The 14,934-nt window shown below is 47.6% G+C and carries 11 protein-coding genes; 7 read left to right on the top strand and 4 right to left on the bottom strand.

Going from position 1 to position 14,934, the window contains the following annotated elements:
- Positions 1-8: 8 nt before the first annotated feature.
- The 3 genes from Q1B47_RS19480 to serA all read right to left on the bottom strand — a co-directional run bounded on the left by Q1B47_RS19480 (position 9) and on the right by serA (position 3,215).
- Positions 9-368, bottom strand: a complete 360-nt coding sequence (locus Q1B47_RS19480) for a TraR/DksA C4-type zinc finger protein (protein ID WP_299797592.1) — start codon at positions 366-368, stop codon at positions 9-11.
- A gap of 486 nt (positions 369-854) precedes the next feature.
- Entirely contained in the window at positions 855-1,820 is a 966-nt protein-coding gene (gene ygfZ / locus Q1B47_RS19475; protein WP_299797590.1) for a tRNA-modifying protein YgfZ, read from the bottom strand.
- A gap of 159 nt (positions 1,821-1,979) precedes the next feature.
- Entirely contained in the window at positions 1,980-3,215 is a 1,236-nt protein-coding gene (serA, locus tag Q1B47_RS19470) for a phosphoglycerate dehydrogenase (protein ID WP_299797588.1), read from the bottom strand.
- Positions 3,216-3,432: 217 nt separating this feature from the next.
- Between serA and Q1B47_RS19465 the strand changes: the two genes are divergently transcribed.
- The 6 genes from Q1B47_RS19465 to Q1B47_RS19440 all read left to right on the top strand — a co-directional run bounded on the left by Q1B47_RS19465 (position 3,433) and on the right by Q1B47_RS19440 (position 12,926).
- Positions 3,433-4,044 (top strand): DUF2238 domain-containing protein, encoded by a 612-nt coding sequence (locus Q1B47_RS19465; protein ID WP_299797586.1) that lies wholly within the window; start codon positions 3,433-3,435, stop codon positions 4,042-4,044.
- A 159-nt stretch (positions 4,045-4,203) separates the two neighbouring features.
- Positions 4,204-4,869, top strand: coding sequence for a response regulator transcription factor (locus Q1B47_RS19460; protein ID WP_299797583.1), 666 nt, complete (start codon positions 4,204-4,206; stop codon positions 4,867-4,869).
- 487 nt (positions 4,870-5,356) lie between these two features.
- Positions 5,357-8,020: an extracellular exonuclease ExeM gene (gene exeM, locus Q1B47_RS19455; RefSeq protein ID WP_299797580.1), complete on the top strand. Its 2,664-nt coding sequence runs from the start codon at positions 5,357-5,359 to the stop codon at positions 8,018-8,020.
- Positions 8,021-8,615: 595 nt separating this feature from the next.
- Positions 8,616-11,267: an extracellular exonuclease ExeM gene (exeM, locus tag Q1B47_RS19450; RefSeq protein WP_299797577.1), complete on the top strand. Its 2,652-nt coding sequence runs from the start codon at positions 8,616-8,618 to the stop codon at positions 11,265-11,267.
- An 850-nt stretch (positions 11,268-12,117) separates the two neighbouring features.
- The gene (locus Q1B47_RS19445; RefSeq protein WP_012144276.1) at positions 12,118-12,555 is read left to right on the top strand and encodes a PaaI family thioesterase; all 438 of its coding nucleotides are present in this window, start codon (positions 12,118-12,120) and stop codon (positions 12,553-12,555) included.
- 131 nt (positions 12,556-12,686) lie between these two features.
- Positions 12,687-12,926 carry a hypothetical protein gene (locus Q1B47_RS19440; RefSeq protein ID WP_299797572.1) on the top strand — a complete coding sequence of 80 codons (240 nt, stop codon included), beginning with the start codon at positions 12,687-12,689 and terminating at the stop codon, positions 12,924-12,926.
- A gap of 112 nt (positions 12,927-13,038) precedes the next feature.
- Here the strand turns inward: Q1B47_RS19440 and Q1B47_RS19435 are convergent, their stop codons facing one another.
- Positions 13,039-13,179 carry a hypothetical protein gene (locus tag Q1B47_RS19435; RefSeq protein ID WP_299797569.1) on the bottom strand — a complete coding sequence of 47 codons (141 nt, stop codon included), beginning with the start codon at positions 13,177-13,179 and terminating at the stop codon, positions 13,039-13,041.
- Between the two features lie 145 nt (positions 13,180-13,324).
- Here Q1B47_RS19435 and katB point away from each other — a divergent pair, with 145 nt between their 5' ends.
- The gene (gene katB / locus Q1B47_RS19430) at positions 13,325-14,791 is read left to right on the top strand and encodes a catalase KatB (RefSeq protein WP_299797699.1); all 1,467 of its coding nucleotides are present in this window, start codon (positions 13,325-13,327) and stop codon (positions 14,789-14,791) included.
- The last annotated feature ends 143 nt before the right edge of the window (positions 14,792-14,934 follow it).

The following is a 14,934-nucleotide window of genomic DNA, read 5'->3' as shown; positions in this document are numbered from 1 at the left end:
CTCTGAACTTATGCCTGCTCCAGTTCTCCCTGGCATTGAATGCAGAGTTTTGCTGCAGGGTGAATGGTGAGTCTGCCTATGCCGATACTCTCACCGCATTCGTAGCAGAACCCATAATCATCGGGGGTGAGAAGGATCTCTTTGATACGCAGGATTTGACGATGAGCCTGAGCTTCGTTGGCTTGAGCCATCTGTTGCTGCTGTATGGCATCCATGCGTGATACCCGTCCGACAGCTTGTTGGTCGAGCTGTACCGGTGCGCCACGGCTGTGAATGTCATTGATCAGCTGTTCCAGCTCACAGAGCTGCGCCTCGAGGCGGGACAGTAACATCTCTTTTTGTGGGGTAGTCAGATCTGCTTGCTTCAAAACACACCAGGAATTATGGATTATACCAATCAGTATAAAGATGTGATCGCTCAGCGAGAGTTTAGCGCTTCTGAGGCAAGGCGACGAGTGAAGAGCATAGTTATTCTACGTTTAAGCTCGTTAACGCAGCTTAAGAAGCGCTAAAACTCGCCTTTCAGGAGTGTTTTTGGCTGCCTACTTCCACGTTGAATAGCTTCACAAGGGATCACCATTGCATCACCTATTCGCCTTGAATTAGTTTGCCAAAAATAACTCTGAGTAGATCACTTTCTTATACTTATTGGTATTAGTAAGTTTTAAAGCTAACCGTACTGCCAATATATGTAAAGCTGTGTAGGTAGGAAAAAAAGCGCACTAATTTTTATTTAGCGCGCCTTTCATCATCTATTATCTTTTACTCGCAACTCGCAACTCGCAACTCGCAACTCGCAACTCGCAACTCGCAACTCGCAACTCGCAACTCGCAACTCGCAACTCGTAAAAAGCTTATGCGTCATCTTCCAGAGAGTATGGCAGAGCTTGGATGGTTAGCGAAGAGCTCTCGTCACCAGCGAGTCTCAGACTCGCCGTGTTTTCGGTGTCGTTTGGCAGTACGGCCGTGAGCAGTAGCTGTTCGCCCGATTGTACGACTTCGATAATGGTACCGGTTGTCTTGAAGCCATCCTCCAGTGCCAGCTCTAACTTACTCTCCAGAGTCACAGACTCAGAGGCGTTACCCGAGAGGATGTAGAGGGCGCGTTTGTTACCGCCACGGTACTTCATTCTGGCTACGGTTTCCTGGCCCATGTAGCAACCTTTTTCGAAACTGATCCCATCGATGGCCTGCATGTTACACATCTGAGGTACAAACTGGCCCTGGTGGCTGGCGGCAAGGTTAGGGTAACCCGATTGGATCTCGAGCATCTGCCAGACTTTGCCGTCATATATTGGCTCATTGATGGAGGTTAGCAGTGCCTGAGATGGCGTCTTCTCGATGACGATGATGAAGCGTGAACCGTCTTTCAGCAGGGCGCCGCCCGGGATCTCGGTTACCGCTTTATCTATCTCACCAAAGTAATTATTTACCCACTCTTGGGCCTGCTCACCCGCTACGCCCAGGATCAACCAGTCATTGCTGACATTTGTAAGCTCCGCCTTGCTGAAGACTGCATATTTAGCCAGCTGAGGCATGTCTATCTCTAGTGTATCGGTGGGCATCATCATGAAGAGTGTATCTTCGATGGCAAATGTTCTGAAGCTGGCCCACATCTTGCCTTTAGGATCGCAATGTGCGCCCCAACGCCATTGATCTTTTTCGAGTGACGAGATATCTGTCGTTACCTGCCCGTGAATGAAGCTGCGGCCCTGCTCACCGGTGATGCTCATGAGTCCAAGGTGGGTCAGGTCTGAAAAAACAAGCGATGGAAGCGGATCATTCAAGTTCCAATCGAGCTGAGAAACTGAAGTCGTCATATCATTTTCCTGGAATGTTAGGCGTTGAGAGAGGGTGATTGTAACGCCTTATGAGGGTTTCTGAAATAATTGGCGCGCACAATTTTTCAATTGAGCGCGCCATCTCTACCCTATTACAACCAAAGCTTTGCCTTGGAGTGGCTCGAAGCGAGGGAGGCGTTAATGAGAGTGAAGCAAGCGAGTTCTGATGGTGCCATTGATCGTCTTCATCTGCTCTAATGCCTCATCGGCCTGGTCCGAGTCAACTTCCATCACAACGTAACCGATCTCGGTGGTCGTTTGCAGGTACTGGGCAGCGATGTTGATCCCTTTCTCCGCAAAAGCTTGGTTAATCTGAATTAACACACCGGGTTGGTTATGGTGAATATGCAGTAATCGGGAGGTATCCTTGTGTTGCGCCAATGATACCTCTGGGAAGTTTACAGCCGTCATGGTCGAGCCGTTGTCTGAGTATTTAGCCAACTTTCCAGCCACTTCGATGCCGATATTTTCCTGAGCTTCCTGCGTGCTCCCACCTACATGCGGCGTCAAGATGACATTGTCTAAGCCCCTGAGTGGGCTGATAAACTCATCATCGTTTGATTTTGGTTCCACCGGGAAGACATCGATCGCCGCGCCGGCAATCTTCTCAGCTTCTAGTACTGATGCCAGCGCCTCGATATCGACAACGGTTCCCCTTGAAGCATTGATCAGAATGCTGCCCTTTTTCATGCAGGCCAGTTCTGCTTCGCCGATCATCTCTTTTGTTTGTGGTGTCTCAGGCACATGTAAACTGACTACGTCGGCAAGGGTCATCAACTCCTGCATAGAGTGGATCTGCTGAGCGTTACCCAGTGGCAATTTATCTTCGATATCGAAGAAGATCACTCTCATGCCTAAGGTTTCAGCCAAGATCCCCAGTTGGGTACCGATGTGACCGTAGCCGATAACGCCTAAGGTTTTTCCACGTGCTTCGAAGCTGCCACTGGCACTCTTTAGCCATCCGCCTCTGTGTGCCATGGCATTACGCTGTGGAATACCACGCAGCAGCATGATTATCTCGCCCAATACCAACTCGGCAACACTTCGCGTGTTAGAAAACGGCGCGTTAAATACCGGTATACCTAACTTCTCCGCAACTTTAAGGTTTACCTGGTTGGTGCCTATGCAGAAGCAGCCGATACCGACCAACTTATCCGCCTGACTCAATACCGTTTCCGAAAGCTGAGTACGAGAGCGAATACCGACAAAGTGTGCATCTTTTATGGAGGCTATGAGTGCCTCCTCCCCTAGTGATGCCTTGTGGTATTCAATATTGGTGTAGCCCGCACGTTCAAATACATCTACCGCAGATTGGTGGACGCCTTCCAACAGCAGGATCTTGATCTTATCCTTGTCCAGCGAATGTTTCGCCATGATTTAGGTACCCTCTTCGGTTATTGGTATTATATTATTTGTTTTCGCCAAACAACGGCCACGATACAGGGCCCTGTATGACGCTGTAGTTTAGCTATGATCTGTCAATGCCCAACCAAAATAGCACTTTTTTTATGCAGTGTGGAGGGCTAGATGGCTAAAGTCATTATTCTGATGATAAAACAATATGATTAATCTGTTCTAAGAGGTTCCAATTTTGAATAAACGCGTCATCTGGCTCATCGTTTTTTTCTCTGTACTGATCTGGTCGGCTATAGGGCCAAAAGATCAGTTCACCTGGTTCCTTGAGGTTTTGCCGGCATTAATCGCTCTACCTGTGCTATTTATTACCCGCGAGCGCTTCCCGATGAGCCCCTTGGCTTACCTGCTGATATTGATCCATTGTGTCATCCTTATGGTAGGTGGTCATTATACCTATGCCGAGGTCCCACTTTTTGATTGGATATCACAACTTGTTGATGGAGATAGAAATAATTACGATAAATTGGGGCATTTAGCTCAAGGTTTCGTCCCCGTTATATTGGCAAGAGAGATATTTATCAGGAGAGAGGTGGTAAAACCGGGCTACTGGTGCAACTTCCTGGCTTGCTGCTTCGCCCTGGCGTTCTCGGCTTTCTATGAGCTGATAGAGTGGTGGGTTGCCCTGCTGACCGGTGAGGATGCCGAAGCGTTTCTCGGCACCCAGGGTTATGTCTGGGATACCCAATCAGATATGGGAATGGCGCTGCTGGGCGCGATTTTGAGTATTCTATTATTGTCACGCCTTCACGACAGACAGATCAATCAACTGACACAGAGAGCTTTATAGCAGCCTTTATAGTTGCTTAACGAAAAAGTAACCCCTCTCACCATTTTGTTACAAGTTGGGCTGGTCAAACTTATTAAAACTGTTCAAAATAGTCCTCATTGAGATTGGTAGGGAAACGTACTTCACAGTACAGAGGTAACTTTTCAGGGAGAGAAGTGAATGAGTAAGATTGATGGATTAGTGTTCTTGCATCAGGTTGCAGCCCCGTGCCACTTAGCGATCCTGGCGGAGTCTATCGGTTTAAAGACCCGGATCGTAAAACAGGTGTCAGAGCTTGAACCCGAAAGAGACGGTAATAGTTTCTACCTTATTTCACAGGAAGGTGCGGCACTGGACAGTAAAGGGATCCCTTTATTGGCCTCTCGTCTGGTACCTCATGTGCCTGTCGCGTTATATCAGGTCGATCGAGATACGCTAGAGCCTGAAACGGCGCTGTTACTCGGGATACGTGGTCTGCTCTATGCCGACCAACGTATGGATCTGCTCTTAACCGGTCTGCGGAAGATGGTTGCCGATGAACTATGGTATGACAGGACCTTGATCAGCAAGATGTTTCGACATCTTGTGAAGCGACTAGATAGCGCTAACGAATACTCTCAGGAAACGGTATCCATGTTGGAGATGTTGACTAAGAGAGAGCGTACCATCATTCAGTTAGTCTCCAGTGGTGCCCGCAATAAAGAGATAGCCGACAACCTATGTATCAGCGAACATACGGTAAAGGCACACGTCTCATCTATCTTCAGAAAGACTCAATCTCGTAACCGCGTCGAACTACTTCGCTGGGCACAAACCTACCAGAGCCATTTCGAGCTATGTTCATAGAAGGGAGCTGTTAGAAAGGAGCCTCAACTTTATACATTTTTCAGGAGAGGAGATCGAGCCTGGCTCCAAATATTTCCCGGTTATGTCAATTAACGCTGCCTTGTAATGAACCGTCTTTTTTATCTCTGTAAAAAAGCCTTTTTAAAGCGCTTTAAAGGGATTTATTGACTATTTTTGGTCTGTAGTAGCAGATTAATAAATAATGTTTAGTATTTTATAAAAAAACAGTGAGCTTTATTGCATCATTCTATACAAAAATGCTGCCACCCTGTTCTTGCTTAAGTACATGATTTTAACATTATAAAGCTAATATACTCTCGCCCCGTTCTTATAAGGAGCTAATGCGTGAGTATTTATTCTTGTTTAACAAGTACTTATGCATTGAAAAGTGTGATTGCCCTTCTTTTTTTTGTCATAAAACTCTGTAACAATCGCCCCGTACGTTAACAAAAGTTAGCGGTAATATTATAAAAATGGGGTTGAAAAAATGGGTAATGTTAAAAAGTTGTCAGCCTTGGCGCTGGCAATTGCTGTGGCGGTGCCGGCAGTAGCGAATGCCGACATACTGATCAGCGAATACGTTGAGGGATCCGGCTATAGTAAGGCCGTTGAAATATATAATTCAGGATCGGCGGCCGTCGACCTGTCCGGTTACTCACTGGTTTACTACTCAAAGGGCGAGACAACACCTAAGACCATCATAGAGCTGGACGGCTCGATGGCAGCCGGTGCCGTTAAGGTGATCAGTAACAAGGATTCGAGAAACGTCATTAGTCTAGAACCAAGCATAGACTCCCGGTTAGCAACCATTTACTTCAATGGAGATGACAAGGTCGGAATCATCAAAGATGGCACCCTGGTTGATATTCTGGGTGAGATCGGCACCACAGGTGACTGGGCGAAAGATGTCACGCTGGAGCGTAAAGCGGATGTCACCCTAGCCAGCGCCGACTATGTTCAGAGCCAGTGGCTCACTAAAGCCAAGAACACCTTTAGCGGTTTAGGTGCCCGCAGTGGTGACTTCGGTGGGGGGAGTACGCCCGTCGAGCCTGCCTTTAGTTGTGTAGGTGAAACACTGACCCCCATCTATGATGTTCAAGGCACAGGCCGCAAGAGCCCGTTAATTGAAGCCGGAAAATATGAGTCGGCAGACGAGGTGACTATCAGCGGTGTGGTCACTGCCCGAGGTGAGAGTTTGTTTAAGGGCTTCTATCTTCAGGAAGTGGTAGGCGACGGTTCACCTGACACATCAGATGGCGTGTTTGTTTATCTGGGTGAAGCGGCGCCTGAGTCGGTTCAGCCCGGGGTACAGGTCTGCGTACAGGGTAAGGTCAAAGACTACTATGGCCTGACTCAGTTAGATATTAAGAAAGAGAAGAAGATGGAGATAGGTGAGATGGGGCTGGTACCTTCTCCTGCCAACTTCTATGTTGCCGAAGGCGAGAACCTGACCCAGGCCCTGAACCGATATGAGGGGATGCAAATTCAGCTCGATGTCGGCAGCGATATGAAGGTTACCCGTAGTTTCGGCTATGACTATGCCAGCCGTCGTAACAATATGGTGCTTTCTCATAAAGCCCCCCTGATGAAGCCGACTCAAGTTTTTGCGCCTCTCTCCGCTGAGGCGATCGCACTGCAAAACGCTAATCGCAACAATGAGCTCTATGTCGAGTCTGACTACAAGGCCAAAAATGGCGAAGTGCCGTACTTCCCGACGTTTAACGCCGAGACCGGTTATATCCGCATTGGCGATCAAATCAACAATTTAACCGGGATGGTGAGCTACAGCTATGGCGAGCCTCGTCTTGTAGTGACCAATGAAGTTGTAGCCGGTGATTTTGTGAGGATCAATGAGCGCAGCGATGCACCAGAAATTGCCAATGAGGGGGATATCCGGGTTGCCAGCTTCAATGTATTGAACCTGTTCACCAGTGACAGTGACATCGGTGGTCCGTTAAACCCAATGTGTAAAGATCAGGCCGACGCCGATGCCAGCAGGGGGTGTGGCCGTGGAGCACATTCCCTGGAAGATTATCAACTACAACGTACTAAGATAGTCAATGCCATCAAGGCCATGAATGCCGATGTGATTGGACTGATGGAGATTGAAAACAATGGTTTTGGTGAGCACAGCTCGATTCAATACCTGTTAAATGCGCTTAATGCCGAATTGTCACAGGATGATGCCTACGCCTTTATCGAGCCGGCATCGGCTGACATGTATCGGGGCGAATTTATCGGCAGTGATGCCATAACAGTGGGGATTCTGTATCGCCCGGCTAAGGTTCAGCCTGCCGTCGATGCGCGGATTATCGCCATGCCTGAGCAGCATGCCGCAGCCGGTGTTGCGACTCGTGGCGAAGGAGCCAAGGCCGAGACGAGCCCTGCTTATGATAAGTATCAGCGTCACAGTCTGGCCCAGACCTTTATGATCCATGGCGAGCCGCTCACGGTAGTGGTTAACCATCTTAAGTCTAAAGGTTCCGGCTGTCTGGAAGATTGGTTAGAGTTCTCTGAGAATAAGGACCCGGCCGACCTTCAGGGTAAGTGTAACGAATTCCGTGTATCGGCTGCCAAGGTGCTGGGTGAATCTCTGAAAGATGTAGAAGGAGGCTTGCTGGTTATCGGTGATATGAATGCCTATGGGCTGGAAGATCCGATTGCCGTGCTGACCGACTATGATGCATCGAACTCAAATCGTGAGCTGGTAAGTGCATCATGGACCCGTCTGAATGGTGAGGTGTATGAGCAAGCAGGCAGTGTGATCGACAAGGGTTATGGCCTGATTAATCTCAACACTCTCTTCCATGGCCCTGCGACCTTCAGTTACAGCTATAGTGGTGAACTGGGTAACCTGGATCATGCCCTGGCCAATGAGGTTGTGGCCGATAAGCTGGTGGCCATCGAAGATTGGAATATTAACTCTCTGGAGTCGAATCTGTTTGAATATTCAGGTAAATATACCGGTGACTTACTGAAATCAGAAAATGCCTTCAGCTCTTCGGATCACGATCCGGTGATCATCGCCCTGACTTACCCAAGATGCCACAAGCCGGGTAAAGGTAAAGGCAAAGGGAAAGGAGGTCCGTGGTTCAGAGAAACATGTGCCAGCTGGTGTGAGGTTAAGCCATCACACCCATTCTGCCGATAGATTAGCGCTAAGTTGAAGCGGCTCTATGGTTGAGTAACCAGAGCTAGTTCTTTCACATTAACGCTAGGGAGATAAAATCCCCACTCAAAGGTTAGAGTGGGGATTTTTTGTTTCTTGAGTCGTCATCTATTGGGGAGCGGTTATCTTTGTATCGGACAGGGGAGTGGAAGCTTGCCCCTGATCTTGCCTGATAAAATCGATTACCTGTCGCTTCAACCTCTCCGATATTTATCTGTTAAAAAGTCTCTGTAAAGGTTTTTCATGGGTATTTGGGGCTTGTTTTGGTCATTAAGCGCAGATGGGTAAATTATTTTTAGTGTTTCATAAAAAAATTGTGAATTTAACCGTCAAACTTTATCCGGAAATGCCGCATCCCTGTTCTTGCTTAACCCTATGATTTTTATCTTCTAAAGCTAATATACTCCGGGTCTGTTCTGATAACGGATAAGTTGGCGGGTGTTTATCCTTGTTTAACAAATGCTTATGCGCGTCAAATGTGATTTACCCTTCTTTTTTTTGTCATGAAACTCTGCAACAATCGCTGCGCACGTTAATAGAAATTAGCGGCAATATTATAAAAATGGGGTTGAAAAAAATGGATAATGTTAAGAAGTTGTCAGTGCTTGCGCTGTCAATTGCTGCGGCTATGCCCATGATGGCAAGCGCAGATGTCATGATTAGTGAATATGTAGAGGGTAGCAGTAATAATAAGGCTATCGAGCTATACAATACGGGTGACGCATCCGTCGATCTGGCCGGTTATAAGCTGGTACGCTTCAAAGATGGTGCAGAAACATCATTAGATCTTGTATCCCTGGATGGCCAGGCGATCGCTTCCAAATCTGTTAAAGTCATCACTCATCCAAGTGCCACCATATCATTGGGCTCAGATGTAGACTCGATGACAGGTAACCTGTACTTCAATGGCGGTGATGCCGTCGCCCTGTTGAAAGATGGGGTTATTGTCGATGTTATCGGTACTATTCCAACACCGGATGGTTGGGGATATGACAAAACATTCCAACGCAATGATGATGTGACTGCGGCTAAAGACGTGTTCGATGCGGCTCAGTGGACCGAACTTGCAAAGGATACCTTCAATGGTTTAGGTGTTCGCTCCGGTGAATATGTTGGTGCCGAAGTTGAGCCGTATGCCTGTACAGGCGATGCCACAGCTATCTATGATATTCAGGGTGATGGCCAATATAGCCCACTGACATCTTCCTCTTACCCATATGAGTCTGCCGACGCCGTAGTGGTTAAAGGCGTAGTAACGGCTCGTCTGGATAAGAAGAAGGGCTTCTTCATTCAAGATGTGGCGGGTGACGGTTCGGCCGCCACTTCAGATGGTATCTTTGTTTCGCTTGGCGAGGTTGCACCGGAAGAGGTTGTGCCGGGTAAGCTGGTTTGTGTCGAAGGTAAAGTAAAAGAGAACTATAAGCAGACTGAAATTGTAGGTAGCAAGGATAAGCTGGCCATTACCGGAGATGCCGAAATTCCTGCTGTTTCTCCTCTGGTTATCGAAGAGGGTGAGACCCTGGCCGATGCCTTAGAGCGTCACGAAGGGATGAAGATTAGGCTTGACCCTACCAGTGATATGAGGGTGACCAGCCCATATGGTTATGATGGCTATGGTAATACCATGTCTCTCTCCCATAAGGCACCTCTGTTCAAGGCGACACAGGTTTATGCTGCCGGGACTGACGAGGCTGCGGCATTAGCACTGGCGAATTCCAAGAATAAGCTGGTAATTGAAACGGGACTTTCAGCGCCTAAGGGCCGTATTGCCTATTTCCCGGGGTTCGATGCAGAAACCGGCTATATGCGCATCGGCGATCAGCTCAATAACATTGAGGGTATGGTTAATTACAGCTACAACGCCTACCGTTTATATGCAACAAATGAGATCGTTGCCGGTGATTTTGTCCGTGAAAATGACCGGGTCGAAACGCCAGAGATCGCGACTAAAGGCGATATCCGTGTTGCCAGCTTTAACGTGTTGAACCTGTTCACCAGCGACAGTGATATTGGTGGGCCATTAAATGCGACCTGTAAAGATCAGGCCGATGCGGATAAGACCTACAAGAGTTGTGGCCGTGGTGCGCATACCCTTGACGAGTATCTGCTTCAGCGCACTAAGATTGTCAACGCACTCAAAGAGATGAATGCAGACATCGTAGGCTTGATGGAGATTGAAAACAACGGCTTTAGCGAATCCAGCTCGATTCAGTATCTGTTGAACTCAATTAATGCCGAGTTGCCGGCTGTCGATGCTTATAAATTTATCGAAGTGGCAGATGCCGATAAGTACCAGGGACAGTTTGTCGGCAGTGATGCGATCACAGTCGGTATTTTTTATCGCCCTAACAAGGTGAAGCCAGCCGGTGATGCATTCGTTATTGCTACACCTGAGCAGCACGCAGCTGAAGGTGTGGCGACTCGTGGTGAGGGAGATGATGTTGAGACCAGCCCAAGTTATGACAAGTATCAGCGTTATAGTTTAGGTCAGACGTTCCAGATCCATGATGAGAAGCTAACCGTTGTCGTTAACCACCTCAAGTCTAAAGGGTCAGGTTGTCTTGAAGATTGGTTGGAGTACTCAGAGAGTAAAGATCCTGCCGACCTTCAGGGTAAGTGTAATGAGTTCCGTGTATCGGCAGCTAAGGCTATCGGCGATTCTATAAAGGATATCGAAGGTGACCTGCTGGTTATCGGTGACTTAAACGCTTATGGCATGGAAGATCCTGTTCGCGTGTTAACCGACTATGATGCAGCGACGTCGAACAGAGATGTTGTTACCGCATCATGGACAACCATTAACGGTGAAGTCTATGAGCAAGAGGGAAGTGTGATTGAGAAAGGTTACGGCCTTATCAACCTTAACACTCAGGCTCATGGTCCTGAAACTTACAGCTATAGCTATGGCGGTGAGTTAGGTAACCTGGATCACGCTCTAGGTAACGCGAGTCTTGCGGCTAAACTGGTCGACATTCAGGACTGGCATATCAACTCGGTTGAATCTGGCTTGTTTGAATATTCCGGTAAGTACACCGGCGATCTGGCTAAGTCTGAAAATGTTTTCAGCTCTTCGGATCACGATCCTGTGGTTGTAGCCCTGAGTTATCCGGCTCCGGTTGACCCAGTTGAACCGGTTGAACCGGAAAAAGAAGATGATGATGGCGGTTCATTAGGCTTCTTCGGCCTGGCTATGCTGTCATTATTAGGTTTACGTCGCCGCATTCGCTAAAGCCGAATACTGAGTCCAATAAACCGCTTTCAGTCTCTGCTGAAAGCGGTTTTTTTATGTGCACTTGGTACCTTTTAACGCGGAATATCCCAGGTAGCGCTTCAAGCCAGAGGGCGACTCAGTATTGATATTAAGAGTAATAGACTGTTCATATTTAAATGATGGTTAACATCCGTTTTACTTAAGTTTTAAAATTACATTTTGGTAGTATGCAGATCTAAAGTATCTGAGTTAGCGATAAGAATGGCTAATTCTTCACATGCTTATATAGGTAAGGTGAGCTGGCATATCTTTCTGTTTTTGTTGCTTATGTTTATTTTTGTAAAGAGTTCTGTGTTCACTACTCTTGATTTTATAACTAATTTTGAACACTTCAGATTAAAAACGTGCTTTCCCCTTCAAAAAAGATATTTACCTCAGACAAAGTGACCTTGGCCTCTTGCTCCAGATATTAGCCTGTATACACTGCCTCCATCTTAAAGTTTCATCGATGAAAAATGTATGGAAGTTTTCATCAGTTTGTTTGCAATCTAGCGTTTAACCACTCAGCTTGTATTGACTCAATAAGGTGTACAGGCGCCACTCTCTGGAATCGAGTCGGCCCGCTCTGATGCCCTTCTGGACTGCATCCTGCTTCTGTTGGGCCTGTGCATCTTTAAGATGTGAGCCGTTAACCCCCCATGAAAGTTGCCCTACGGCTCTCGAATACTCACCTAATGTCGGTCGTCACCAACGAACCTACTCAAAAAATAAGAGTATTCGAGAGCCACTCTAATCCCGAACACCTGTTTAAATTTTGCTTATGACCCAGTAGACTGTTGCCCACGATAATAATGGGATGATGGTAAAGATGTCGATTTGGTTCAGAGCGGTAACCTTGGAAGATTGCGCAAAGATGGATGAGGGAATGCATGGAAAAGGCACCCTGATGAAGACTCTTGGAATTCAAATTTCAGAGATTGGCGATGATTATATGAAGGCTACCATGCCGGCGTCACCCGACGTTCATAATCCTCTGGGGATCGTTCATGGCGGAGCCAATGTTGTACTCGCCGAGACCGTTGCCAGCTATGCGGCCAACTTTGTCGTCGATTATGAGCAGTTCTACTGCGTCGGTCAGGAGATCAATGCCAACCACCTGAAAGCGTCACGTAATGGTATCTTAACGGCAACGGCTAAGCCGGTTCACCTGGGTAAGAGAAGCTCGGTGTGGGAGGTGTTAATTCATAATGGTGCCGGTCAATTATGTTGTATCTCAAGGATGACGGCTGCAGTTGTCGCACGTTAGGTGTCACCTCGGATTTATGCAGGTATTCTCAGGTTGGCCATGTCAGATTATTTATCTAAATAACCTGTCGGAATTGAAGGCTTTTGTTCATAATAGAAACAGTGATAGTTGAATGAAAAACTGGAGAGTGTATGGATAACGCAGCAATATGGGAATGGGTGGGTTATCTGGCTTCGGTCGTGGTCGCCATCTCACTCATGATGTCGAATATTAAGAAGTTACGCTGGTGGAATCTGGTCGGTGCGGCGTTGTTTGTCGCCTATGGCATGGCGATCAGTGCGATTCCCGTAGCCCTGGTTAATTTCTTTATCGTGCTTATCGATATTTACTACTTAGTAAGGCTGTACAAATACGAGCACAGACCGAAATAGCTGACTTTTAATGTAACCAAGTAATGGCAATCATGGCCTGAAAGGGCCTTGACTGTTATCTTTATCTTCTCCTTTATTCCCCCTTGAATTTTATTCGTTTCCCCCCTGCGCTTCAGGTTGCACTCGCTGATTTTATTCTGTTTAAGCTGTAAAAGCGATTAGGGTTATCTGGTTTAATCGTTTTGCTCTTTTGCTTGGGTTGATTAATCTTACCTTCATCGACATAGGCAGGGCTTAAGAGATCGGCTTTCATAATGACTCTTAAGTTTATGGCCCTAATGGTTAATAACAGGAGCTGTGGCTATGCCTACCATCTACGACGTAATTGAAAACTGGTTGGTTGAAACCAGCCATAACGAACAGATTTGATTTTGGAGAAGAGCATGAACAAGCAAAATATGACAGAACAAGCCAACTACCTGACCAGTCAAAATGGCGCACCGGTTGCCGATGACCAAAACTCTTTGACGGCGGGAGAGCGTGGCCCCGTACTGCTGCAAGATTTTCATCTGATCGAGAAATTGGCTCACTTCAACCGTGAGCGTATTCCTGAGCGAGTGGTTCATGCGAAGGGAACCGGAGTCTATGGCACCTTTACCCTGACGAAAGATATGAGCGATTACACGATTGCGGAGCACTTCAATGAGGTGGGCAAGCAAACTGAAACCTTCGTGCGCTTCTCTACCGTAGGTGGTGAGATGGGTTCTGCCGATGCCGAGCGGGATCCCCGGGGATTTGGTCTGCGTTTTTATACCGCTCGCGGTAATCACGACATAGTGGGCAATAACACGCCGACCTTCTTCCTGCGTGACGGGATAAAGTTCCCCGATTTTATTCATACTCAAAAACGAAACCCGCAGACAAACCTGAAAGATCCGCAAGCCATGTGGGATTTCTGGGCGTTAAACCCTGAGGCCTTGCATCAGGTAACTGTGCTTATGTCAGATCGCGGGATCCCGGCCAACTACCGTCAGATGAATGGTTACGGCTCACACACCTACTCATTTTGGAATGCCAAGGGTGAACGCTTCTGGGTAAAGTTCCACTTTAAGACGAAGCAGGGGATCGCTAACCTTACCCCGGAGCAGGCCGATATCCTGAAGGGGATCGATCCCGACTCATCTCAACGAGACATGGTCGCGGCGATAAGTGACGGTAACTTTCCTCGTTGGTCCGTGAATGTACAGATAATGCCCGAGAGTGATGCAAATACCTACTCTATCAATCCGTTTGATTTGACTAAGGTATGGCCACATGGGGATTACCCACTGATCGAGATCGGTGAGTTGGAGCTCAATCGTATGCCGGAGAATTACTTTGCCGAGGTTGAGCAGGTGGCCTTAGCGCCAAGTAACCTGGTTCCGGGAGTCGGCGCCTCACCGGATAAGATGTTGCAGGCAAGACTGTTCGCATATGCAGATGCGCAGCGTTATCGTATCGGGGCTAACTATAACCAGCTACCGGTAAACTGCCCTCATGGCACCAAGGCAAACCACCATCAAAGGGCCGGAGCGATGGCGGGAACTCAGTGTCCTTACCATGGAAGCCAGACCGGCGGTGATGCTTCGGCAAACTATGGTCCTAACTCGCGCATCGAAGGGCTAAGTGACACATCTGAGTTTATCGAGCCGCCACTGCGTCTCGATGGCGAGGCCGACAGGTACAGCCGCTATAATCAGGATGATTTCTCTCAGGCGGGTAACCTGTATCGCATCCTGCCCGAAGAGGAGAAGGCGCGTCTGATTAGCAACATCTGCGGCACCCTGAGTCAAACCACACTCGATGTGCAGCAGACCATGGTTGAGCATTTCACCAAGGCCGATGCCGACTACGGACAGCGCATCAAGCAGAGTTTAGCTCTTTAAATGAACGCTTGAGTAGTAAAAAGCCAGCGACTGGAACGCTGGCTTTTTTACATCGCGGCGAGTCAGAAGCTATAAGCTATAAGCTATAAGCTATAAGCTATAAGCTATAAGCTATAAGCTATAAGCTATAAGCTATAAGCTAT

Origin of the sequence: uncultured Shewanella sp. (assembly GCF_947501225.1) — a bacterium.
Lineage (GTDB): Bacteria > Pseudomonadota > Gammaproteobacteria > Enterobacterales > Shewanellaceae > Shewanella.
Note: the sequence above shows the minus strand (reverse complement) of the source record. Positions and strands in the feature narration are given on the sequence as shown.